At 45.6% G+C, this 23,400-nt stretch carries 21 protein-coding genes; all 21 read right to left on the bottom strand.

Going from position 1 to position 23,400, the window contains the following annotated elements; all coding sequences use genetic code 11:
* Nucleotides 1-7: 7 nt before the first annotated feature.
* Nucleotides 8-1,057, bottom strand: coding sequence for an N-acetyl-gamma-glutamyl-phosphate reductase (argC, locus tag H583_RS0103740; protein WP_028559293.1), 1,050 nt, complete (start codon nucleotides 1,055-1,057; stop codon nucleotides 8-10).
* Nucleotides 1,058-1,199: 142 nt separating this feature from the next.
* Nucleotides 1,200-2,111, bottom strand: a complete 912-nt coding sequence (locus H583_RS0103735) for a YitT family protein (protein ID WP_028559292.1) — start codon at nucleotides 2,109-2,111, stop codon at nucleotides 1,200-1,202.
* A gap of 325 nt (nucleotides 2,112-2,436) precedes the next feature.
* Nucleotides 2,437-3,553 (bottom strand): peptide chain release factor 2 gene (prfB, locus tag H583_RS0103730; protein WP_154665794.1). Its coding sequence is split into 2 segments (ribosomal slippage): nucleotides 2,437-3,480 and nucleotides 3,482-3,553, totalling 1,116 coding nucleotides; the frame shifts between segments, so codons are not numbered across the junction.
* 47 nt (nucleotides 3,554-3,600) lie between these two features.
* Entirely contained in the window at nucleotides 3,601-6,111 is a 2,511-nt protein-coding gene (secA, locus tag H583_RS0103725) for a preprotein translocase subunit SecA (RefSeq protein WP_028559290.1), read from the bottom strand.
* Nucleotides 6,112-6,384: 273 nt separating this feature from the next.
* Complete coding sequence (gene hpf / locus H583_RS0103720; protein ID WP_028559289.1) at nucleotides 6,385-6,933, bottom strand: ribosome hibernation-promoting factor, HPF/YfiA family; 549 nt, start codon at nucleotides 6,931-6,933, stop codon at nucleotides 6,385-6,387.
* A 337-nt stretch (nucleotides 6,934-7,270) separates the two neighbouring features.
* Nucleotides 7,271-11,905 carry a hypothetical protein gene (locus H583_RS0103715; RefSeq protein WP_028559288.1) on the bottom strand — a complete coding sequence of 1,545 codons (4,635 nt, stop codon included), beginning with the start codon at nucleotides 11,903-11,905 and terminating at the stop codon, nucleotides 7,271-7,273.
* A gap of 390 nt (nucleotides 11,906-12,295) precedes the next feature.
* Nucleotides 12,296-12,493, bottom strand: coding sequence for a cold shock domain-containing protein (locus H583_RS0103710; protein WP_028559287.1), 198 nt, complete (start codon nucleotides 12,491-12,493; stop codon nucleotides 12,296-12,298).
* 177 nt (nucleotides 12,494-12,670) lie between these two features.
* Complete coding sequence (locus H583_RS0103705) at nucleotides 12,671-13,006, bottom strand: hypothetical protein (protein WP_028559286.1); 336 nt, start codon at nucleotides 13,004-13,006, stop codon at nucleotides 12,671-12,673.
* Entirely contained in the window at nucleotides 12,999-13,400 is a 402-nt protein-coding gene (fliS, locus tag H583_RS0103700) for a flagellar export chaperone FliS (RefSeq protein ID WP_028559285.1), read from the bottom strand. The genes H583_RS0103705 and fliS overlap by 8 nt, the downstream gene beginning before the upstream one ends.
* Before the next feature lie 14 nt (nucleotides 13,401-13,414).
* On the bottom strand, nucleotides 13,415-14,896 hold the full coding sequence (fliD, locus tag H583_RS0103695) for a flagellar filament capping protein FliD (protein WP_028559284.1): 1,482 nt from the start codon (nucleotides 14,894-14,896) through the stop codon (nucleotides 13,415-13,417).
* Between the two features lie 12 nt (nucleotides 14,897-14,908).
* A complete protein-coding gene (locus tag H583_RS0103690; protein ID WP_036708329.1) occupies nucleotides 14,909-15,286 on the bottom strand; it encodes a flagellar protein FlaG in 378 nt (125 codons plus the stop codon).
* An 86-nt stretch (nucleotides 15,287-15,372) separates the two neighbouring features.
* Complete coding sequence (gene fliB, locus H583_RS0103685) at nucleotides 15,373-16,617, bottom strand: flagellin lysine-N-methylase (RefSeq protein WP_028559282.1); 1,245 nt, start codon at nucleotides 16,615-16,617, stop codon at nucleotides 15,373-15,375.
* 90 nt (nucleotides 16,618-16,707) lie between these two features.
* A complete protein-coding gene (locus H583_RS0103680) occupies nucleotides 16,708-17,889 on the bottom strand; it encodes a flagellin N-terminal helical domain-containing protein (protein ID WP_028559281.1) in 1,182 nt (393 codons plus the stop codon).
* Nucleotides 17,890-18,023: 134 nt separating this feature from the next.
* The gene (gene csrA, locus H583_RS0103675; RefSeq protein WP_028559280.1) at nucleotides 18,024-18,278 is read right to left on the bottom strand and encodes a carbon storage regulator CsrA; all 255 of its coding nucleotides are present in this window, start codon (nucleotides 18,276-18,278) and stop codon (nucleotides 18,024-18,026) included.
* Nucleotides 18,279-18,280: 2 nt separating this feature from the next.
* Nucleotides 18,281-18,739 carry a flagellar assembly protein FliW gene (gene fliW, locus H583_RS0103670; protein WP_028559279.1) on the bottom strand — a complete coding sequence of 153 codons (459 nt, stop codon included), beginning with the start codon at nucleotides 18,737-18,739 and terminating at the stop codon, nucleotides 18,281-18,283.
* A gap of 148 nt (nucleotides 18,740-18,887) precedes the next feature.
* Nucleotides 18,888-19,445: a DUF6470 family protein gene (locus H583_RS0103665; RefSeq protein ID WP_028559278.1), complete on the bottom strand. Its 558-nt coding sequence runs from the start codon at nucleotides 19,443-19,445 to the stop codon at nucleotides 18,888-18,890.
* 13 nt (nucleotides 19,446-19,458) lie between these two features.
* Nucleotides 19,459-20,397, bottom strand: coding sequence for a flagellar hook-associated protein FlgL (flgL, locus tag H583_RS0103660; protein ID WP_028559277.1), 939 nt, complete (start codon nucleotides 20,395-20,397; stop codon nucleotides 19,459-19,461).
* A 20-nt stretch (nucleotides 20,398-20,417) separates the two neighbouring features.
* The gene (gene flgK / locus H583_RS0103655; protein ID WP_028559276.1) at nucleotides 20,418-21,968 is read right to left on the bottom strand and encodes a flagellar hook-associated protein FlgK; all 1,551 of its coding nucleotides are present in this window, start codon (nucleotides 21,966-21,968) and stop codon (nucleotides 20,418-20,420) included.
* Between the two features lie 17 nt (nucleotides 21,969-21,985).
* Nucleotides 21,986-22,489, bottom strand: coding sequence for a flagellar protein FlgN (locus tag H583_RS0103650; RefSeq protein ID WP_028559275.1), 504 nt, complete (start codon nucleotides 22,487-22,489; stop codon nucleotides 21,986-21,988).
* A gap of 54 nt (nucleotides 22,490-22,543) precedes the next feature.
* A complete protein-coding gene (gene flgM, locus H583_RS0103645; RefSeq protein ID WP_028559274.1) occupies nucleotides 22,544-22,822 on the bottom strand; it encodes a flagellar biosynthesis anti-sigma factor FlgM in 279 nt (92 codons plus the stop codon).
* A gap of 136 nt (nucleotides 22,823-22,958) precedes the next feature.
* Nucleotides 22,959-23,357: a flagellar protein gene (locus H583_RS31815; protein ID WP_036708327.1), complete on the bottom strand. Its 399-nt coding sequence runs from the start codon at nucleotides 23,355-23,357 to the stop codon at nucleotides 22,959-22,961.
* Nucleotides 23,358-23,400: the final 43 nt, after the last annotated feature.

Raw genomic sequence — 23,400 nt, 5'->3', positions numbered from 1 at the left:
ATCATCATCACGGGTAAACCGGAACAAAATTAAGCCCGAGCGCCTCGTCCCAGCCCATCATCAAGTTCAAATTCTGAATCGCTTGACCGGCCGCACCTTTGACCAAATTATCAATAACCGACACAATGGTCACTCTGCCCGTACGCTCATCAACTGCAAACCCGATGTCGCAATAATTGGAGCCGGACACCTCTTTGGTTGACGGCCATTGACCTTCGGGACGAACTCTCACAAACTTGCGGCCTTCATAGTAACGACGGTACAAGTCTATGAAAGCCTGTGTGCTGTGCTCACCTGAAATGGTAGCATACATCGTACACATAATTCCGCGTGTCATCGGTACAAGATGCGTGGTAAACGTGGTGACAACAGGCTTGCCGGTTACACGGGCCAAAACCTGCTCGATTTCTGGTATATGTTGATGCTTATTAATTTTATAAGCTTTGAAGTTCTCATTCAGCTCGGAATAATGCGTTCCCAGGCTTGCACCGCGGCCTGCCCCGGACACACCGGATTTGGCATCAATAATAATAGTAGCCGGATCGATCCAGCCAGCAGCTACTGCCGGTATCAGCCCAAGCAATGTAGCTGTAGGGTAACAACCCGGATTGGAAATCAGAGCCTCTCCCTGTACATCACTGCCGTACACCTCAGCCAGCCCATATACAGCTTGCTCCAGCAATACAGGCTCAGCAGCGGGTTTTTTATACCATTGCTCATATAAAGCTGCGGATTTAAGTCTCAAATCACCTGAGAGATCGATAACCTTTAAGCCTGCTTCGAGCATTTGAGGCGTCAATTGGGCTGCTACACCAGCAGGCGTAGCCAGAAATACAAGCTCAGCCTTGCTGCTGATGACTGCCGCATCAACACCGTCAAGAAGTTCCGTACGGATTTCCGTCAAATGCGGAAAACCCTCAGCAATGGGCGCGCCAGCTGAGGAAGAAGAAATAACGGACGTAATTTCCACAAGGGGGTGGGCTTCCAGCAGACGAATCAGTTCAACCCCGCCATAGCCTGTAGATCCCACAACCGCAACATTAATCTGGTTACTCATTCCTGCTCTCTCCCATCCTTATCATTATATATATGAAGTAAAATCATGTAGATATATATTACATATAGCACCCATAGCGGGTTCAAACACCGGACATCCAACTTTGAATTATTATACATTACGATTTATATAAATACAATGATTATTCAGTCCTTTTAAATCCTTCCCCCAGGACCTCGGCCGTATCGCTAATAATGACAAAAGCCCCTGGATCAACGGCCTGAACAAGCGACTTTAACTTGGATACCTCGTTCTGGCTGACAACAACCATGAGAATGGGACGTTCCTCCCCGGTATAGCCGCCCTGCGCAATTAGCCGGGTCATCCCCCGATCCAGATCTTGGAGGACACTGTTGCCAATCTCCTCTGTTTTTGATGAAATAATGAAGGCTACTTTGGATACCAGCAATCCTGTCTGCATAATATCAATCGTCTTGCTCGTTACAAACAAAGCAATGAGCGCATATAGCGCATTTTCAGGAGAAATAATCAGCCCTGCCGCTACAATAACCATACCGTCGAACAAAGGCAATGCGAGCCCAAGACGAAGTCCGGTATACCGGTGTAAAAGCTGGGCTGCCAAATCAAGTCCCCCTGTCGAGCCGCGCCCCCGGAACACGAGTCCGAGGCCTACCCCAACGCCGATGCCTCCATAAATAGCTGCAAGAAGCGGGTTGGTCGTCGGCGAAGGCCAGCTAGAGGTCATCAGTACAAATAAGGGCAGAACAAGCGACCCAAGCACAGTTTGCAGCGCGAATCGTTTGCCAAATACAAACAACCCGGCAATGAACAGCGGCACATTCAATGCCCACTGTGTATAGGCAGGGACAATGCCAAGAGTCCTCTGCACAAGGATGGAGATGCCGGATACGCCCCCCGAAGCTATGCCGTTAGGTACAAAGAACAGATTAAAGCTGACCGCCACAAACAAACAGCCTAAAAAGAGCAGCAGAAGTTGGCCTGCCGTTTTTCTTGCAGGATGTACCGGACGGTTATGTATGTGATGACGCTTACGTTTCTTCGAAGCTGCACGGCTGCCTTCGGATACCTTCAACTTTTTGACCCTTCCCTTATCAGGTATGTGTTACGTATAGCATAATGGCAAGCAAGCATTTAAATACTGCTGAACAGTATGTGCAGAAATCCATTCCATCATGCAACTTAGTCTTGACGTAACCGGCACCATGTTAGAACCACCAGGCTGTTGATCAATCAGGGCGATAAAAAATCGAAAGACCGCAGGATTTTAAATTCCATGCGGTCTACAATTTAAGTATAAAAAGAAAAGCGCCCTCATAAAGGCTTCCGGTTTGTCCGCAGCAATGAGACATTTCCCGTCAGTTACTGACGTTCCATGCGCTTTGTCAAGGAAAAAACGGTTAGGATTCAGAATCCTTGCTGATTTGGTTGCGCAGGTAGCCATCAATGAACAAATCCAAGTCCCCATCCATGACTGCACCCACATTACCCGTTTCAATAGATGTACGGTGATCCTTAACCATACTATAAGGATGGAATACATACGAACGAATCTGGCTTCCCCAGGCTATGTCCGATTGTTCCCCGCGAATCTCAGCCAGGTGGCGCTGCTGTTCTTCGATCTTCTTCTCGTACAGCTTGGAGCGCAGCATCTTCATCGCCCGCTCCCGGTTTTGAATCTGTGAGCGTTCCTGTTGGCAAGCGACCACAATCCCTGTCGGGATATGTGTGATCCGGATGGCAGATTCCGTCTTATTGACGTGCTGTCCACCCGCACCGCTTGCGCGGTACGTATCGACCTTCAAGTCTTCCGTGCGAATTTCAACTTCAATGTCATCTGTAATCTCTGGCATGATATCACAGGAGACAAAGGAGGTATGCCGTCTGCCCGACGCATCAAATGGAGAAATGCGCACCAGACGATGCACACCCTTTTCGGCCTTCAGATAGCCGTAGGCATTATAGCCTTTGACCAAAATCGTGGCACTCTTGATGCCAGCTTCATCTCCATCCTGATAGTCCAGAATTTCATATTTGAAGCCGCGCTGCTCCACCCATCTGGTATACATCCGGTATAGCATTTGACCCCAGTCTTGGGATTCCGTACCGCCTGCACCCGGATGAAGCTCCAAAATCGCATTGAGCTTATCATAAGGCTGGCTCAGAAGCAGTTGAAGCTCGAAATCTCCAACCCGGGAAACAAGAGACGATACACTGCCCACAAGCTCGGCTAACATGTCGCTGTCCCCTTCTTCATCCGCAAGTTCCAGCATCGTCTCCAAGTCATCATAATCGGATTGCAGCTTTTGATACTGCTCGACAATCGACTTGATGGCATTCAGCTCAGAGATAATTCCTTGGGCCTTCTCGTTATCATCCCAAAAATCAGGAGCGGTCATCTTCTCTTCAAAGTTCTCAATCATTTCCTTTTTGAGATCTAAGTCAAAGAGACCCCCTTAAATTTTGAAGTTTCGCTGCCATTTCCCTTAAATCCTGCTTAACTGATGAGTCGATCATACTGTAACTGTCACCTCTTATAAAATACAGTCATCACGGCAAAACGTTTATTTGCCGTGACACTGCTTATATTTCTTGCCGCTTCCGCATGGACAAGAATCATTGCGTCCTACACGGTCATCCTTGCGCACTGGAGGCTTGGATTTCGGATCGGTTTTGCTGCTGTCCTCTACCGCCTGGCCTTCAGCTACCGCTTGACGCTCCAGGTTTTTCTCCACATGCGCCTTCATGACATACTTGGTTACTTCCTCCTGGATGCTCTCAATCATTTCCTTGAACATCTCAAAGCCTTCGAACTGGTACTCACGAAGCGGATCTGTACCGCCATATGCACGAAGGTGAATACCCTGACGCAACTGATCCATTGCATCAATATGGTCCATCCACTTGCTGTCTACTGCACGAAGTACAATAACTTTCTCGAACTCGCGCATCATTTCGGTGCCCATCATTTCCTCGCGCTCGTCGTAAAGAGCGATTACTTTGCCAAGGACATGCTCGGTAATTTCTTCTTTTTCCTTGCCCCACAGCTCGTCTTTGGCCAATGCCCCTTCATGCAGGAAGGTACCATGAGCGTAATCGACGATGGCCTGAAGATCCCAGTTCTCCGGGATTTCATCGCCCGGGCAATGCGCTTCAACGATACGCTCGACAACCGGCTTGATCATATCCATAACGATGTCGCGGATATTGTCAGACTGCAAAACTTCGCGGCGCTGCTTGTAAATAATTTCACGCTGCTGGTTCATGACATCATCATATTGAAGTACGACTTTACGCAGGTCAAAGTTATTTCCTTCGACACGTTTCTGCGCAGACTCGATTGCCCGGGTAATAAGTCGACTCTCAATCGGCTGATCTTCGTCAAATCCAAGGCGCTCCATCATGCCCATAATATTCTCAGAACCGAAGCGGCGCATCAGTTCATCCTCAAGCGACAGATAGAATTGGGAGGATCCCGGGTCACCCTGGCGTCCCGCACGTCCGCGAAGCTGATTGTCGATCCGGCGGCTTTCGTGACGCTCTGTGCCGATAATATGAAGACCGCCCAGCCCGGCTACCTGCTCACCCAGCAAAATGTCCGTACCACGGCCGGCCATGTTCGTCGCGATCGTAACCGATCCGGCTTGCCCTGCATCGGAAATGATCTCCGCCTCTTCAGCATGGTACTTCGCATTGAGCACCTTATGGGCGATCCCTTTGCGTTTGAGCATTTCAGACAGGCGCTCGGAGTTTTCAATAGATACGGTACCTACAAGCACCGGCTGATTTTTAGCGTGACACTGTACAATTTCATCAACAACAGCCTTAAACTTGCCGTTTTCGGTCTTGTAAACGACATCAGCAATATCATTCCGGACCATGGAACGGTTCGTTGGAATTTGGATAACATCCAGGCCGTAAATTTTCTTGAACTCTTCTTCCTCTGTCTTGGCCGTACCCGTCATCCCCGCCAGCTTGCGGTACATCCGGAAGTAGTTCTGGAAGGTAATGGTGGCCAGGGTCATGCTTTCATTTTGAACCTCAAGGCTCTCCTTGGCTTCAATGGCCTGGTGCAGCCCGTCGCTGTAGCGGCGGCCGGACATCAGACGTCCTGTGAACTCGTCGACAATGACAACCTCTTCATCTTGTACAACGTAGTCCACATCGCGTTTCATGATGGCATGCGCCTTCAATGCCTGCTGAATATGGTGGTTCAGCAGAACATTTGCGTGGTCAAACAGGTTTTCAATGCCGAATGCTTTCTCAGCTTTCTCCACACCTGCTTCTGTCATCGTTACCGAGCGCAGCTTGACATCAACGGTATAGTCCTCTTCACCCTTCAAGCGGCTGACAAAGCGGTCGGCAGCAAAATAAAGCTCCGTTGATTTCGCAGCTTGTCCGGAAATGATTAGAGGCGTCCGCGCTTCGTCAATAAGAATCGAATCGACCTCGTCAATTATTGCAAAATATAAAGGACGCTGAACCATCTGTTCCTTGTACAAGACCATATTGTCACGCAGGTAGTCAAAGCCGAACTCGTTGTTCGTCCCGTACGTGATATCACAAGCATAAGCTTGCTGTTTCTCCTCATGGGATAAAGAATTGAGGTTACAGCCGACAGTCATGCCCAAAAATTCATACAATTGAGCCATCAGTTGGCTATCCCGTGATGCCAGGTAGTCATTGACCGTAACGACATGAACCCCTTTGCCGAGCAATGCGTTCAGGTATACAGGCAGCGTAGCTACGAGTGTTTTACCTTCACCGGTTTTCATCTCGGAGATTTTGCCGTCATGCAGTACCATACCGCCGATTAACTGGACGTCAAAATGACGCATGCCCAGTGTCCGTTTGGAAGCTTCCCGGACAGTGGCAAACGCCTCAGGTAAAATCTGTTCCGCTGTTTCGCCTTTTTCAATCCTTGCCTTAAATTCATCCGTTTTGCCGCGCAGCTGCTCATCAGAGAGCTTGACAAAATCCGGCTCCATCGCGTTAATTTGTTCTACGGTACGCATGAGACGCTTCACTTCACGCTCATTGGCATCACCGAATATCTTTTTCACCAGTCCGAGCATCGTATATGGTAAACCCCTTTCAGTTTTTCCTCAATGCCTAAATTGTATCAGTTTGTTCCAACTCCCGCAATGCGGCGTTGTTTCTTTCTTACCCATATAACGGAAATAAATTCCCGAGGGTTGCACTGCCCATTTAACCGGAATTACCGATCATGCCGCGCCATTCGGAAATGTCTTTGATTCATCAAGGTTTTCACGCTTTCCGAGGTCCTATATTTGCCAAAAACCGGACCTTGTAAGGCCCGGTTTTTTCGTTCATTGTTATGTGCAGCTTCAGCTTTGTTCGATCAGGCCGTATTTCCCGTCGCTGCGTTTATAGACAACGTTGACTTCCTTCGATTCGGCATTCGCGAATACAAAGAAGGAGTGTCCGATCATATTCATTTGTAATACAGCTTCTTCCACATCCATAGGCTTCAGTGTAAAGCGCTTGGTTCTGACAACTTCCAGCTCGTCATCTTCCTCCAATACTTTAACCGCTCCGCCTTCTTCTTTCAGAAGTGATTTCAGGCTGCCTTCTTGTCGGAATTTGCGGTTGATTTTTGTCTTATATTTGCGAATTTGACGCTCCAGTTTATCTACGACCAGGTCGATGGAAGCATACATGTCTTCATTCTTCTTCTCTTCTGCACGAAGCATCGTGCCTTGCAACGGAATCGTCACTTCAATCCCATGCTTGTTCTTCGTTACGGATAAAGTGACATTGACTTCGGAGGTCAGAGGTGCTTCAAAATACCTGTCCAAGCGGCTTAATTTTTTCTCTACGTAGTCGCGTAAGGCATCAGTTACTTGGATATTTTGTCCTCGGATATTGTATTTCATAGGGCACTCCTCCTTTGATCTGACTCTATCATACCACATTTAGGCACCTTACTTCAAAGCATTCAGACAATAATTTTTGAATATTTAGAAAATTCAACTTAGTTTTTTTATGCGTTCACATGACGGGTTCTTTCAAGTGCCAAAATGGTGATATACAGTGAATAAACAAGAAGGCCTCCGAATGAATCATTCCGAGCAATTCCATCAGGTATACAAATGTCGAAATCCCCGCCGCAGTTGAAGCGCAGCAGGGATTTCGACATTTGTGCATTTGTCAGCAATATAAGCGGTTAATCTACAATTCATTATCTTGCAAAAGAGACTGATAGATATTCAACTAGGAAGTCATTCCAATAAGAGATAGAATCAGGCGCGCATCCTCTTTATCAAACACCCCGTCCCCATTCATATCGGTTTTATTCTGGATCGCCGACATAATGTGGTTAATTCTCACTTCCGGAACCTGCGGGAAGAGGTACTTTTTCAAATCCGCTTTTATTTCCTCAATAGAGGAACGGTCGCCTGCAAGAATATGCATACCTCCTGAAACAGTGCCACTGTCCGTCTGGACAAAAACTGCGATATACACAGCTCCGGCGGGTAGCTGGACCTTGTTCAGGGCAATATGGTTCCCGCTCCCTTTTGCAGCTGTTCCAAGAGAATTGCCAATACGTTGTTTATCCTTGTCTGCAAAATAAGCGGTGTACCCTGTAATGCCGGATTCATCAACAATACCGTTCCAGCGGATTACCCCGCTTACGATTCCCGCTCTGGCATCTGTATCAATAAAGCTAACGCCTGTTACGACTTGATTGGCGTTTGTAATATATACAGGCGTGCTCGCTACCGGCTTGCTTTCTACACCATCATTCGTCCGGAAAACAACCTCAGCCCGGATGTAATAGCCGGCATCTTCTGGCTGGATATTATATTCAGCAGTACTAGCCGCGGCAATAGACTCAAAGGACTCTCCGTTCACTGACCTCAACCATTGATAGCTGTGTTTGCCCTCAGGCTCTTCATTGTCGCTGCTATAAACAGCTTGGGCCATCAATGAACTGCCGGGAACAGGATTGCCCAGCACGCTGAGGCTGCCTGTCGGCGGTTGAATGACCTTGGATACGGTTATTATGACTGTTTTGGGCGATGCGGCCTGGACAATTTCTACTATAATTGTCTGCTCGCCTGGAGTTTGCAGAACAACTTCTTGGATGGCCGCTGAACCTTCTGCAAATGCTAGCTCCTGGCTTGCAAGCTCAACATCGCCATTTTTCACTTTTACCGTGTACAACCCAATCAGCAGTTCACCGTTGTATCCCTTGACTCCATTTAAGATCAATGCAAATGGCTTGCCTGCGAAAGGCTGATTCACCGGCTGGATAGATTCAATATCCGATAAGTCCTTAATTTCAACAGTCTTACTGTATACATATTCACCTTCCGGCACCCCACTTGCAGCCTTGGGTTTCACTCTTACTCTGATATGCTTGCCCACATCCCGGATAGCTACCTGATAGCTGTCGCTTGTAGCGCCAACGATCGGGTCAAACTCAGGATGCTCCAATGTTCCGCCGATCTGCCACTGGTACTCAAGCTCGCCCGGCTCATCTCCATCCTCATCCTGCCATTCAAATACCGCGGCAAGCCTGCTTCCAGGTGTCGCAGATCCTGCAATGCTCACAGTACCGGTTGGCGGCTGGTTAGGCTTTGCCACAATAAGGCTGAAGCCTGTCAGCTTTACTCGATCCACAACTTTCAACAGGGCAAAGTATTCACCGGCAGCCTGGTAAGTAATTGCGGGAATAACAGCTTCGCCTGCATTGAAATTAACGAGAAAGCTTTCGTGCTGGCCTTCCAAACTGCTTGTAAATTGAACGGCATGTTGCCCGTTAAGCAGTTCGCCGCTGTATTCCCGTGCGCCGCTTATGGCAAGCTGGAATGGAACACCTGCTTCCGGACGGCCGACAGGTTGAATGCTGGCGATTTCCGAATGGTCTTCAATCTCTATGGCTTCGCTGTAGACTGCTTCGCCTTCAGGAGCCCCTGCAGCCGCACGAGGAATGATCCGGAGCTTGATCAAACTCCCTGCATCTTCCTCGCGGATATTGTAGGTACTGCCCGCTGCGCCTTCAATCGGGGTAAACTCATTACTATCCGGCTCCGCCTTCAGCCATTGGTATTCATGATCCCCCTCGGGATCGTTCTCCGGATCTTCGTAATAAAGCTGGCCGGTTAACAGTCTGCCAGGGAACGGCGAACCGCTAATCTCAGCGTAACCAGCCGGCGGCTGATTGACAGGAGCAACTTCTATTTCGAACGGAAACTCCCTTGTTTGATCAAGGATTTCAAGCTTCAGCTGGTAAGTCTGCGGAAAATCAAATGTTAGTCCGGTATAGACTCCACTTCCCTCTTCAAAGACAACCTCGGCTCGTCTGATTTCTTCATGATGGCTTGAAAGAATAACTGTATAATTGCCATTTAATCGTTGGCCGCTATAGCCTTGAATCCCATCCAGCACAAGATCGAATGCTTCCCCTGCTACTGGCTCATGAGAAGGCTTGATACTCCCTATTGCAGATAAATCTTCAATTTGGACGGGCTGACTGTAAATCAGGCCGCCTTCAGTTGCTCCGGTCAGAGCTACCGGCTTCACCCGTACCCCGATATACTTGCCGATATCTTGCGGGCGAACCTCGTAGCTTGCTTGTTCCTCCCCGGGTATCAGAAGGTAAGGCGGCTCCTCACCTTGAGATTCCGGAGGATAAGCACTGTAGACCAGCCATTGGTACTCATGCTCTCCTGCAGGATCGCCCTCAGGGTCAAAATAATCAACCTGGGCGGTCAAGATGCTTCCGGGGGTTGGCGTCCCTTTATACACAACGCGAACCTCACCGGTTGGCGGCTGGTTCTCTGTAAGAATCAGCTCCAGCGGTTTTCTGGTTGTCGCACCCAAAACTTGAATAAAAAACTGGTGGACATCAAGCTGCTGAATAACCAATCCTCTGACAACACCTGTGCCGGCCTCAAAATTAACTTCTTGATCCACAATTAAGGTGTCACCCTGCCATACCTGGACTTGATGTTCTCCTTCAATGCTAGCACCAAGAAAATCCCTGGCTTCCTCAATCTCCAGGTCAAATGGAACCCCCTGAACAGCCTCGCGGCCGCTTGTACTCAGAACAGATAAATCTTCGACGATCTGAGAAGGACCCTTCACGGCTTCGCCTCTAATCGTCCCTGTCTTGGCCTTTGGAGTATACAGCACGGAAATATATCTGCCGGCATCCTCCGGGCGTATGATATACGTTCTGTCTGCTGCTCCTTCAATCGGAATGTAATCCGATTCTGTACTCTCCGCGCGAACCCACTGGTATTCGGGAGTATCTTCCTCATCATTTTCTTCATCGTAGTACCCGACACCAGTCGCTGTTAATGAACTGCCGATGAGATAACTTCCCTCAACATATACACGGGATACAACTGGCGCTTTATTGTCAAAATCTACGATTTTGCCGGGTTCATCAGGCAGCAGTTCAACGTTTCTTACAGCTTCAACACCATCAATTTCCGCTTTAAGGATGTATCTGCCCGGGTTGAGATAATTAAAAATGTAACCCTGTCCAGTCGACCTCGTTTCATTTAACAATTCCTCCTGCTCATCTCGAACAGAGCTGTAGAGACGGACTGGAACACCTATCCTGGCTGTCCCGTCAAGAGACTTAATCGTGCCCTGAATATATTTTGCTGAGCTAAATGGAGCCGTTCTAACATTACGATAAGATTCCGTATCTGATGTTATCTGTACGTTTGTCTCCCCGCGCACCATTCCGTCCCCGGCAGACAATTCGTATACTCCAGGCTCCAGGCCGTACATCATAAAAGAGCCTTCTCCATCCGTGATGCCTCCCCAGCTGTAGCTTCCAGGCAAATAAGAGAAATCATCCTTTATGCGTTTGAGCCAGAATTGCTTGTTATTCAAAGAGCCACCTTCAGGGTCTATAACGCGTCCGTGCAACGTTCCAGTTCCCTCAGGGGAATGACCCATATATTGATAATTGAATTCCGTATGGACCTTATCAATCTCAAAGTCCTGAATGGTATAATCCAGACTCGGATTTGAACTATACACAACTAGTGTATACCTTCCTGCCGGGATGTCATTCACACTGTAGTAGCCTGTGTCATCCAGATTCACCAGCCAAGTAGCGCCATTGTGAATCAAATAAATTGAACTGACCCACTGCCCGCTTATTGTGGTAGTCAGACGGCCTGCCAGGTTATAGCCACCTTCAACAGGTTGCTCGTAAAATTTGTAATCTGCATTCAACACTTGACCTGCTGACAATACGAGGTTGTTCCTTTGCTGCTGCATGCGTTTATAATTGGCAGACATGTTGTATCTGCCTTCAGGAAGGCCTACGAATGCATAGCTTTGGAAGGTATAATCCAAGTCCAGATTCAAGTTCAGATCAGCTGCTGAGGAATAGAGTCCCATTCTGAACGGCTCTCTTCGTGAATCCCCGTCAAAGGCAACAGAGCCTTGAATAATTCCCGTCCCTCCCCGATCCGGGTAAAACACAACATGTGAAGTCTCGCCTGATGCCAGATTCAACTGATAAACCTGCCTGCTGTCCTCCTTGTAGAAAAGCTCCAGCCTGTATTCCCCTGGTTGAAGCTCATAGAACTGGAATGCTTCGTCACTCTCCACATCCCAGGTATAGTCTGAAGCAAATAGGGGCTCCTCCCCCGTCAACTGCGTAAGCTCCAGCCTGTAATTCGAGCGGTCATCAATATTTCTAAGGTTAATCTCGCCGGTGACTGCCCCCGGCATCTGCCATTCTTCCTCCCCTTCTCCTTCGGCGAAAGACACTCCGGGCAGAGCAACGATGGGAACCAGCAGAGAGAAAATACAAAGCAAGGCCATCATTCTGTACAGGATGGTTTTTTTAAGACGAAGATGCGGCGCGACCATGTTCTCCTCCTTTGTGATGCTGCATGTGTGAATTGCATATAAAAGATACCGGATGATGCATCCGGCATTTGAAGCCTCTTGTAATGAAAGCCCTTTCTATGGGAAATTAGCAGAACTGCAGCATTATTATACCAATAATTTTCATCTGAAAATATGATCACGGTCACAAAATTAAAAATAATTTCTGCTAAAACACTATGATTACTAACCCTAATGGGCAGGCGGTGTTTTCTGGCAATACAGGGGGGATTGCATAACAAAAAACCCCCGGTTCCACGGAATGTCATTAAGTTAAGGCTAACTTAATGACATTCCGGCAACCGGGGGTTTAGTTTCCAGCACTTGTCAAGTGTATCGTGAATATCCCTAAGGCTTAGTATAAGCCGGATATTACAGTTTGACTACGTTAGCAGCTTGTGGACCGCGAGCGCCTTCAACGATGTCGAATTCGACCGATTGGCCTTCTTCAAGGGTTTTGAAACCGTCGGTTTGAATTGCGGAGAAGTGAACAAATACGTCGCCGCCTTGCTCAGTCTCGATAAATCCATAACCTTTCTCTGCATTAAACCATTTTACTTTACCTTGCATTCATAACATTCCCTTCATCATCATATAGCTGTGAGATCGCATTAATATGGCCCACATCTCGAATATACAACGCTGTCACAGAAAAGTCAAACGTTATTTTGTAAGCGAATTCATCCCTTATAGATAAAGGAAAAGAGCGCCTTTAAGCGCTCTGTCAGATGGTGTCGATATTTGCATTTACTTTTTTCGATCCATTAAAATGCTGTCCACCGCATAAGCATTCTCATACGCTTTGCGTTGAGTTTTAACCTGCTCCCGGTTGCGGAGCCAGTCTGCCGCTTCATTTCTGAGCTCGAACATCCGCATGCGGATGCTTTCCTCAGACTGCTGAAGCAGACGTATCCGATTCTGCTGTGCCGCACTTAATGGATGAGCGGCAATGATTCGAGTCATTTCATCAATGATCTCCTGACGCTCTTCCACAAATTCCGACAAAATCTCATACGAGGTTTCGCTTAAATTCGGCAGTATTTCTTCGTTGAGATTTTCCAGCCTCGTTATGAAATCATCCATGCACATTGACACTTTCCTGGGCTGTATTCCCCGCTGCCTTGGCGGCTTGCGCCCAGCTTTCACGCAGATCCAAAAGATAGCCTAAGGCTTCCTCTGCCGGAGCCGTTTGTTTTTTCACATTGGCATCTATTAATAGATGGTTCATGTACTCGTAAAGGCTGGATAGCTGCTGAGAGATTTCATAGGAATAATCAAGCGTAATTCTGAGCTCACTGATGATCGCCTGGGCTTTGCCAAGCAGGGTATTGGCTTTCTGGTAATCCTGACCTGTGATGGCCTCAATCCCTCCACGTACAAAACGAATCGCTCCATCATACAGCATAAGCAGAAGTTGACCCGGTGTCGATGTCTGAACGGATGACTGTCTGTATTTATCATAAGGAGATGTGATCATCTATTGTGGTCCTCCTATTGTCCCGCGAAGTTTGCCAAGCTGGCGGATTGCATATTGAATTTGTTAATGGCTCTTTCCATAGCGTTGAATTGTCTGTAAAAACTGTCTTCTGTTGTTTTTAATTTTTTGGAAAAAGCAGCCATCCTTGAGTTTAAATCCGTTAACTCTTTTCCCATAATGCTTTGCTCATTAAAGCTTAATGTAGGATCTGCACTATATCTGGACGTTCCAGCCTTATTTGAAATACTGGTCAAAGGAGTAAGGAGCCTATCATACATTCTCTGAAATAAACCATCTTTCTCCTTGGTCCCACCAAACATTGCGGCAATTTCATCAGGATTATTATTGATCGCTTGTTGCAGCTTCTCCTCATCAATGTAGAGCTTTCCTTTTTCAGTGTACTCCCCTGTCGTTATACCAATGGAGGACAAATCCAAATTCTTATTGCCAACTTTGGTCGAGGTATCCCACAAAAGGCTTCTCATCTGTAAAAGCGCACCATTAATGATTCCATCATTCTTTAATGTACCACTTTTTGCTTTTGCTTCCCATTTCTTTATATCATCTTCATTCATTTTTTCTCTCTGTTCAGATGTGAGCGGTGGGAAATCTTTATACTTTTGCTCCCCAACCTTTGAATTTAATGTATTTATCAAATTATTATAGCTGGCAACAAAATTTTTTATGGTCCCAATTAAATTATTACCGTCAGGCCTTGTTGTAATAACAGATTCTTCATTTCCTGATTCCTCAAGAAAAGCAAGCTTCACACCATTGATTGTCATCTCATTTTGAGCCGGATTATGTTCTTTCCCATTTATAAAGACTTTGGCAGGCTCACCGATTTGCAAATTGCCCTCTGGCGTTTTCGTTTTCATAATACCGGTATCAAATTCCCCATTTAAAGTAAAAGGATCAGCACCGTAATCTTTTGATTTGATAATTAGTTTTTTTGAGGCTTCATCAAAAGATGCATTTAACTTTGCATCTGTATTAGCGTTAATTTTACTTAGTACACTTTGAATGGTATCGTCCTTGGAGAATTCAAGTTTAATCGGGGTACCTGTACCCCGGCTAACTTCCAGAATTACCTTCCCGTCAGCATTACCAACTGCACCTAATTCACTTAATTTTGTTTTGGAAGTCGTAGAATCAGCCAAAGCTGGGGATGTTGCTGTAGTCTGTGTGGCCAGTTTTTCCACTCTGACTTTCATATCAACCTGATTAGCAGTAAGTGTTGCTTCTGCAGTTACAGCTGTTTTGTTACCGGTAACAGTGGAACTGAACACATTTGTAGCGTTCGCCAATCTGAATTTATCCAGTTTATTATAACGAAAATCTGCTATTGCGCTATTAAGTTCCCGATAACTTTCTCTGCGCCATTCTAATAGTTGTTTATTTTGACTCATTTTATCCATTGGAACACGTTTTGCCGCCATCATTTTCTTGACTTGTTCATCGATATCGATTCCGGATGCCAAACCTGTTACTCTCATCTAACTTCCTCCTTATCTACGTTCATCAATGATGATACCTGCAAATTCCATCATCTTGGCAACGAGCTCCAATGTTTTTTCCGGTGGGATCTCACGGATAAGCTCACCCGTTTCCTTATTGAGGACTTTTACCATAAAGGCTCTGGTTTTTTCATGAACACTTATCTCAACCGCTGTTTCCGGGCCCTGCAAGGCTTTAATAGCCCTATCAATCGAACGCACCAGTTGTTCTTCACCAATTGACATTTGGGCATTAGCAGTATCTGGTTTATCTTTATCGATACCCGGATTAGACACTTGCTTGATTTCTCCACCTGTTTTGGCAGCTTGGGCATAACTGCTTGTTACAGCTGACGGGCTGCCAGAAAACGAAATTTGCAGATTCATCATCGCACCTACTCTCACAATATACTATTAATGTATATATCGGCTAATCAGGACTTTTGTATGAGGTGAAAATATTATAATTAAAGGTTTTAATTATTTTTAATTAATATCGCCATATATGCCATTGAAGTAAACCCTTTTTCTCTAAGCAAATCTTTGAGTTCTTGAAGAAAAGCCGATGAATGCTCCACAGTTTTGGCGAAAGACTGAATAAGTTTTAATACATGATTCGTATTGAATGAGTTTTGGTGATAGCCAGCCATCCCAATTAACTGAAGCTTAATCATAGAATAGTGAATAACCAACATCACATATTCATCAAATACAAAATTACTATTTCTCACAGGAAAAAGATTTTTGAATATATAATTCACCAAATAATTTTCGAGTATGTATTCATGCTCTCGTATAAAGGGGGTATAATATTTTTCAAAAGCGTCCTGATATTTAATCAGAATTTCCTCAATTGAGGATTCAGCTGAATATTGAACTCCATGGAGAAACTCCGAAAAGCACTCTAAATAACGCTTACTTCCAACCCCTCGACCCACTCGCATATCTGTAATCTTTTTCAGCAGTTGCATTTGTATTAAGCTGGATGTTGGAATATCATTGATTATTTCACCAACAGTATTTTGCTCAATCATATTCATATATGCATTTAGAGTAGAGGGTAGTTGTTCTTCCAACTGACCTGAATCAATGTGATTTTGCACTTTTTGCAAAAAAAGACCTAATATAATCAATCGTTCTGATAAACTAAAATTTCTATTTTGCAATATTTCAATAGAAAAAATGCGTAATTCCCATAAATATTTTTGCGCCGATGAAGCTGGAGAATTATTAGTATTAATAGATCCTGATATGTTGTATTTTAAATCAATCGTTTCTTCGCTTTCATCAAATTCTAATCCACCTGGCCTCAATAAGGCTAAACGGGCAATTTCAGGACAAGACATTGTTCCAGACTTTTCGTATATATTATTCACTTTATTCGTCAAACGAGGATAAGTATTGCAAACAAAGGAGAGATATGACTCCCCTTCCTGTACTTGAATACTACATAGCTTGTCTTCAGTAAGCAGTGGACACTCACCTTCTGCATCCATGTTTATATGTGCGTAATTTTGAGGTGATGATTCTGTCCGATTACGCTTTACATGCTTATCAAGCTCATTTTTCAAGACAGGATTTCTCAATTTTTTATATTTCTTATATGTAGCTTGATCAATAGTCACTTTCCAGCCAATGCAACAGGTATCTTCACATGCATTACCGATACAGGAAAATTGCTTCATATAATCAGGCGATAGTAATTTCCTAGTTGTTTTCATTCCTTTGCCTCCCATAACTTATGCTCAAAACAGAACTTTTCACATTAAAAAAGGGTTCTGGAATATCCAGAACCCTTTTGGTAAAGTAAATTAACGAAGCAGTTGCAGTACACCTTGTGGTTGTTGGTTTGCTTGAGCCAACATCGCTTGAGCAGCTTGTGTAAGGATGTTATTCTTCGTGAAATCCATCATTTCTTTTGCCATGTCAACGTCACGGATACGGGACTCAGCAGCGGACAGGTTCTCAGAAGTAGCACCCAAATTGTTGATTGTGTGCTCCAGACGGTTTTGGTTAGCACCCAATTTGGAGCGCTCCTCAGAAACTTGGTTCAGAGCATTGTTAATGGTTGTAATCGCTCTGTCTGCAGCTTGTTGCGTGGAAATATACACACCTGTAGTGTCATCTACTACGGAAGCAGCAGTAATATCTGTAGCTGTTTCACCAGCAGTAGCATCAGCAGCAGCAACTTTGTCAGTTGCAGTTGTTCCAGTAGCAACCTTCGCTTCGAAACCAATTCCTTTCAGAGCATCAATCACATCTTGATAAGTAGCAGTGATTTCTCCAGCATCAGTAGTATCCCCAGCGTCTTGTTTTAAGGTAATAGTAATTTTTCCATCAGCGCCAATTTTCGCAGATGTTTTTTCAACTGCTGCAGCATCTTGATCCCCAGCTGGTGTGAACTCAATTTTAAATGCTGTATTATCCTTGTTAGAAATTACAATTTTGTCATTAAGAGCATTTGAATCAACAGCCTTAAAGCCATTAACACCCAGTTTAGAGTTGCTCATATCATTAATGGTCAATTTAATGTTTTGGCCTGCATTCGCACCGATGTGGAATGTTTTGTTATCAAAAGAACCATCAAGCACTTTTTGGTTATTGAATTCAGTATCTGTGGAGATACGTTTGATTTCTTTGGACAACTCGTCAACTTCTGCTTGCAGCTTTTGACGGTCAACGCCTTCGTTCGTATCGGAAGAAGCTTGAACAGCCAGCTCACGCATACGTTGCAGGATGCTGTGAGTTTCAGTCAATGCACCCTCAGCAGTTTGAATCAGGGAGATTCCGTCTTGTGCGTTTTTGGAAGCCATGTCCAGACCACGGATTTGACCACGCATTTTTTCGGAGATTGCCAGACCGGCAGCATCGTCACCAGCACGGTTGATGCGAAGACCGGAAGACAATTTTTCCAGGTTTTTGGAAGCTCCAGCAGTGTTAGTACCCAGTTGGCGGTGAGTGTTCAAAGCAGCAATGTTGTGATTAATACGCATGTTATATTTCCTCCTTGAAATATGTTTTCCGCATCCTTGCGGAGCTGCGATAATAGGTCGGCCGCACTATTACCGCGCTTAATTAATATAACGACAATGCTTCAAATAACTTTATAGCATTTGCATGAAATTCATTATTTTTTTTCAATATTTTCTTCATTGCGCTGTTTTATTAATAGTCCGGCCAATTGCTCGATTGCCGGTTGTCCTTGTACGGCTTCTCTATTTGATGCCTGAATGGCAACATATAACTCTTTCCGGTATATATCAACATGCTTTGGGGCACGAATACCAAGCTTGACAACATCACCTTCCATCCCCAAGACAACAACCTCTATTTGTTCACCGATCATGATCGATTCATCAGCTTTTCTGGAAAGTACAAGCATAGTTATTCGCCTCCTCCAATGTTAGTGGAAACCTGGTCAGGCTTCATAATGGGATGCCGCGGGCTATATTCATTTGAACGAAGTATATACTGCTTTGCTTTGCCGTTATTCTTATTTAATATCAGAGGAGCAAGCAAATTAATCGTTGCTTTGGAAAGATCTCCGGGTACATTCAGAATGGCCAGAATCTCGAGACCTTCTTCTCCCTTTAATTCTAATTCCTCTTGAACAGGCTCCGGCAAATCAAATTCATATTCAGGATGGAATAAAAAGGGTGATCCTACTAAAAAGGAAATATGACGTTCTTCCAACGATTGCAGAATCCGGATGTCAGACTCTTCTTCCATTTGAATCAAAGCAAAGCTCCGAAGATTCTCAAAGCCCGGCAGCCCGAGTTCGAACCGTAAAATGGCCTCCTGAGGGATTTCAATCTCCCCAAGCCACGAGGTTTCCATTTTCATTTGTTACTCCTCCTCAACAACTGGTATTTTCATTTATGATTGAGTCGCATAGTTCTTCATTATTACGATATTTGAAAATAGCGTACCACTACAAATATAGGCCTCTATGCATAAAGAAAGAATCTTCATGCAAGGGGCCTATAATAAATTATACACTCATATCCACTGTTATATCGATTTTGGGCCATTGGTTCATATAGATATCCAATTTCCCCATCTCATAACTATGAATTGGACGATTGGGTTGTACGTTATATTCTATACTGCCCATCTCCGAATCTATTGTGAGTTCAGAAGGTGTATAGTTCAAATCGACATTTAAACCTGAGGCAGGTCCACGAAAATCAAATTCAGGAAAGCGTTCGCGCCATCCTTTCGCTATGTCCGCAATGGCATTACCCTTATATAACAAATTGGCAAGCTGCTTGCCTTCTTCTACACGGCGGGCAATTCCACGCATTGCAATCTCCGGTCCCATAGAGTAAATTTTCTTCATGGTCTCCAGATTGTTTCCTAACGCCAATGCGTCCCAAGCCCGTTCCTGGTTAATTTCCAAATACCCTTCACTGCGGGAAATATCCAGTTTGGCACGATGCTGGACCATGCTTATATCGGGTCCCGGCTGTTCAATTTCCTGATGTCCCCGTTCAGCGTTAATCCCGATTTGGCCATACTGCTGCCTAATTTGAATCTGGGGTATGTTCATCGTTTATGCCGCCTTATCTCAAGAAGTCGATAAGACTTGGCTGAATTAATCTCGCTCCCGTAGATAAAGACGCCTGGTATACATTCTCTTCCATTTGCAAATTGGTAATGACATATGCCAAATCTGCATCTTCTGTCTTGGATTGCAGTTCAGTCAGGTTTTGGTCTATATCTCCCAGCCGGCCTTGAATCAGTTCAACGCGGTTCATACGGGCGCCAATTTCAGATCGTTTCTCAAGAATTGTATTCATTCTGGAATCCAGCTTGCCCAGCAGTGCTGATACTTCCTCAGGGCGTCCTCCTTCTAAAGCATCACACGCTTGTTTAAGTACATAAAACAGATTATTACTATCTGCTTCATTCGCAGGCGTTACTGCTTCTCCGAAAATCTCGTTCCCAGGAACATTTACCGCAAGCGTCATACTTGGAGACAGTTCTAATTTCAATTGGCCGGAATCTGTCGTGACCTGGTAGGCTTTCGCAGCCGTTGAATTGTCATCCACACCTAATTTGGGATATGGCTCTGTAGTCGTTTGCTCTCCATTGAAGGCATATTTCCCATTAAATTTACTGTTGCCTACCTCTGTGAGCTGATTATAGAGTTCACCCAATTCAAGTTTAATTGCACTGTAAGCAGTATCTGGCTGGGTAGTCGAACCTTGTACCATCAGCTCACGCGCACGTTGAACAACATCTCCGATCTGGCCAAGCGCCGTATCCGTATACTCAATAAAAGAAAGCGCCGAGTCCACGTTGCGAATATACTGATCATTAGATGACAGCTCATTACGGTAGCGCATTGCAAAAGTCAAACCAACCGGGTCGTCAGAAGGCGCATTGATCTTTTTGCCAGTAGACAGTTGATTTTGCAAGTTGTTCATCTTGTTCAGATTACCCGAAACATTACGCAGCAACTGGCTGTTGAGCATCGATTGGGTTACACGAATTGCCATGGTTTATCCCCCTGCCTTCTTTAACGTCCGACGACGCCCATACCGTTAATAATCCGGTCAAGCATCTCGTCAATTGTAGTCATATTACGTGCAGCCGCATTGTAGGCATGCTGGAATTTGATCAGATTGGACATTTCCTCATCTAACGATACGCCGCTCACGGATTGTCTTCTACCGTCAACTTGATCCACCAAAGACTGGGCATTGCTCGTCTGGCGCGCCGCCTCCTTCGTCTGTACGCCTAACTGGCCGACTACTGAACTGAAAAAGGAGCTGAGTGTATTTTCGTCTTTGACAGCATCTGTACCAAAATTGAACTTGGCGTCCCTTGCCTGGGAAAATAACACTGCCAACCCGTTATTCCCGATAACCGGTTTTTCCACACCGTTCTCATCAACCGTTACCTTCATCGCAGTGGCAATTTGAAAAGCATCATCGATGATCGACTGGTTAACCTTGAATGTAAGTGCCGAAATATCGTCGGTTCCTCCGTTTGCATTCGTAAAGAACGGAACCCCCTGCTGACCCGATAAAGTGTATCCAAGCTGATGCAGGCCATTAAGCCCCTTTACAGTAACCTTCGTATCCTCGGTGACTTCACGCGTGCCTGCAGGAATGCCATTCAGAACAACTCCTGGCGGCAGCATTGTCCCTTTAGGGAGCGTAATCTCTACATCACCGTTTGCGATTGTACGTGCCAGCTTGTCCAAATCATTGATGTAGCCTTGAACGAAACGGTCCCTGGATTCGATCAGGCCGTACATTTCACCGTCATTCAAATCCCCATTTGTAAAAGCTTCTTGAATTCCGTCCATAGTCAACGGGTTCAGGACGTTACCCTCTACCAAATTCACGCCGCCCATCGAAATCTGATAGCCTGTGCCCAGTTCCGTTACATTAATATTAATGACTTTGGAAATCTGGTCAGCCAGCAAATCCCGCTGGTCACGCAGATCATTCGCACTGTCCCCAAGTCCCTCGACACGGTTAATCTCCACGTTCAACTGGCTGATGGTCCCCAGCATCGAGTTGACGTCGAGCATTTTAATATTCATGTTAGTCTCAATATCTGCTTGGAGATCATTCAATTGCTTGGCCGTATGATTAAGAGAGTCTGCTAATGCCTGAGCCTGCTCCCGTACAATCTTGCGGCTGTCCCCGCTCTCCGGCGTCTTGCTCAAATCCGACCATGCATTAAAAAACTCTCCCAGCACCGTTCTGAAGCCGGTTTCCGTCGGCTCACTGACGATCTTCTCCAGCTTTTCCAACGTATCCTTTTGAACCGTATAATTGCCCAGCGCCTTATTCTCATTGCGGAACTGGTCATCGAGAAATTTCTCGCGAATCCGGGTAATCGAGGAAAATTCAACCCCCATTCCCATCTGCCCAGGCACTGTGGAGCGCATCATCCCGTAGCCTTCCAACGGTCTGGCCGCTACCATATTTACCTTCTGGCGGGAGAAGCCCTCTGTACTTGCATTCGAAATATTATGTCCGGTCGTATAAAGCGCTGCCTGCTGGGTAAAAATCCCCCGTCTGGAGACCTCCAGCCCATGAAATGTCGATCTCATCTGTCCACACCTCTTTCTTATGCCTTGGTATCAAACTGGCTAAAGCGCTTAAAGCCCTCTGACTGAAGTGAACGGTGGTACGTAGCCTCATCCTCGCTCGGTCCCGCAATAATATCCAGAGAATGTGCGATATATTCAAGATTAAGCTTCATCATTTGCTGATTGAAATCGTTAATATCCTGAAGCTCCTTCAACGTTGCGGACAACTGCTCGCAAGCGGCTTGAAGCGACTGTTTCTCCTCAGCCTTATACACCATCTGAATGAGCTGTGTCATGCGAAAGGAGTTCGTAGGAGCCACTCCCCGCTTTACCAGATACTTGCCTACGGCAAGCAGCCGCTGCCGGTCCAGCTCCGCAGTCTTCTGGATCACCTTGGTTTCGCGATTCGTTGCCGATGCAACAGCATCGGTGGCGTTCGCCAGAATCGCATCGCGCTTCTCCAATCCCAGCGTAATGAGCTGACGGTGCGCCGTATTCAGTTCTTCCAGCGTATCGACAATGACTTGTACAGCTTCATCCATGTTGTAATCTCCTTGTGCTATAAAATAAGGCTGGTTGCTAATCGGCTAATTGATCTATTCTTTAGGTAATTTCAAATAAGGCAACAGCTTTTCCGCAATCTTGCCGGAATCCACATGATAAGTGCCTGTCGTTACCGATTCTTTTAGTTCACTCAGCTTTTTGGCGCGTTCCGCCTGATTTGTTCGCTGCGACTCCAATAATTCTTTCGCCTCCGGTGAAATCGACACTTCGTCTTTGCGACGAGCCGATGCTGCATGATCCGACCGTTTCCCGCTGCCGCCGGCTGCGTATTTCTGTATGCTTGCAATCCGTCCGATTTCATTCAATTTCATAGTCTCACTCCGTTCAAAAAGAAATAGCCGATGATTACTATGATGTAATATCGGCATAGAGTTTATAAAAGTTTATAGCATTCGGGCTGAATCAAGTGCTCCATTGTTTGGAAAATGCAAAGTCGTGAGCAAATACTCAGGATTCCCATTCCCCGATCTGGTATGTATTGGACGATTTATTTCCTGGTCCCTGCCTTCCCTGACCCTTTACCGAATTCACATCCTTAACCAGCCGCTGACGGCAATCATTGCAGATGTTATTTTCACGAATCAGTGTTCCGCATACTTCACAAGGATAGGACATATTGGGAGCATTTATAATCGAAATACGGCCTTCGCGGATGAACTTCGTAATTTGCTTTGTGCTGACCCCCGTTTCCTCAGACAATTCATTAATCGACAATCCCGGGGTTTTTCTGAGCGTATCTGAACAAAGCTCGTACTGCTTATCAATTTCTTTTATACAAGCAGGACACAGGTTCCGCAGATTAAGCTGATAGAGCTTGCCGCAGCGGGGACAGTTACCCAGATTCATCAATGCCAACTCCTTTTCGTTCCAGCTGACTAAGTTACATTTT

The sequence above is a fragment of the Paenibacillus pinihumi DSM 23905 = JCM 16419 genome (assembly GCF_000422505.1).
Classification (GTDB): Bacteria; Bacillota; Bacilli; order Paenibacillales; family Paenibacillaceae; genus Paenibacillus_D; species Paenibacillus_D pinihumi.
Note: the sequence above shows the minus strand (reverse complement) of the source record. Positions and strands in the feature narration are given on the sequence as shown.

Bases quoted from the DNA above. Each gene is read 5' to 3' on its own strand.
- H583_RS0103705 (WP_028559286.1), bottom strand. From the start codon at position 13,006: ATGGATGATTTCATAACGAGGCTGGAAAATCTCAACGAAGAAATACTG.
- fliD (WP_028559284.1), bottom strand. From the start codon at position 14,896: ATGAGAGTAACAGGTTTGGCATCCGGAATCGATATCGATGAACAAGTC.
- H583_RS31815 (WP_036708327.1), bottom strand. From the start codon at position 23,357: ATGAATCTGGGTAACTGTCCCCGCTGCGGCAAGCTCTATCAGCTTAAT.
- flgM (WP_028559274.1), bottom strand. From the start codon at position 22,822: ATGAAATTGAATGAAATCGGACGGATTGCAAGCATACAGAAATACGCA.
- H583_RS0103715 (WP_028559288.1), bottom strand. From the start codon at position 11,905: ATGGTCGCGCCGCATCTTCGTCTTAAAAAAACCATCCTGTACAGAATG.
- secA (WP_028559290.1), bottom strand. From the start codon at position 6,111: ATGCTCGGACTGGTGAAAAAGATATTCGGTGATGCCAATGAGCGTGAA.
- H583_RS0103690 (WP_036708329.1), bottom strand. From the start codon at position 15,286: ATGATGAATCTGCAAATTTCGTTTTCTGGCAGCCCGTCAGCTGTAACA.
- fliB (WP_028559282.1), bottom strand. From the start codon at position 16,617: ATGAAAACAACTAGGAAATTACTATCGCCTGATTATATGAAGCAATTT.
- fliW (WP_028559279.1), bottom strand. From the start codon at position 18,739: ATGAAAATGGAAACCTCGTGGCTTGGGGAGATTGAAATCCCTCAGGAG.
- csrA (WP_028559280.1), bottom strand. From the start codon at position 18,278: ATGCTTGTACTTTCCAGAAAAGCTGATGAATCGATCATGATCGGTGAA.
- H583_RS0103665 (WP_028559278.1), bottom strand. From the start codon at position 19,445: ATGAACATACCCCAGATTCAAATTAGGCAGCAGTATGGCCAAATCGGG.
- hpf (WP_028559289.1), bottom strand. From the start codon at position 6,933: ATGAAATACAATATCCGAGGACAAAATATCCAAGTAACTGATGCCTTA.
- H583_RS0103710 (WP_028559287.1), bottom strand. From the start codon at position 12,493: ATGCAAGGTAAAGTAAAATGGTTTAATGCAGAGAAAGGTTATGGATTT.
- H583_RS0103680 (WP_028559281.1), bottom strand. From the start codon at position 17,889: ATGCGTATTAATCACAACATTGCTGCTTTGAACACTCACCGCCAACTG.
- H583_RS0103650 (WP_028559275.1), bottom strand. From the start codon at position 22,489: ATGGATGAAGCTGTACAAGTCATTGTCGATACGCTGGAAGAACTGAAT.
- flgL (WP_028559277.1), bottom strand. From the start codon at position 20,397: ATGGCAATTCGTGTAACCCAATCGATGCTCAACAGCCAGTTGCTGCGT.
- flgK (WP_028559276.1), bottom strand. From the start codon at position 21,968: ATGAGATCGACATTTCATGGGCTGGAGGTCTCCAGACGGGGGATTTTT.
- argC (WP_028559293.1), bottom strand. From the start codon at position 1,057: ATGAGTAACCAGATTAATGTTGCGGTTGTGGGATCTACAGGCTATGGC.
- fliS (WP_028559285.1), bottom strand. From the start codon at position 13,400: ATGATCACATCTCCTTATGATAAATACAGACAGTCATCCGTTCAGACA.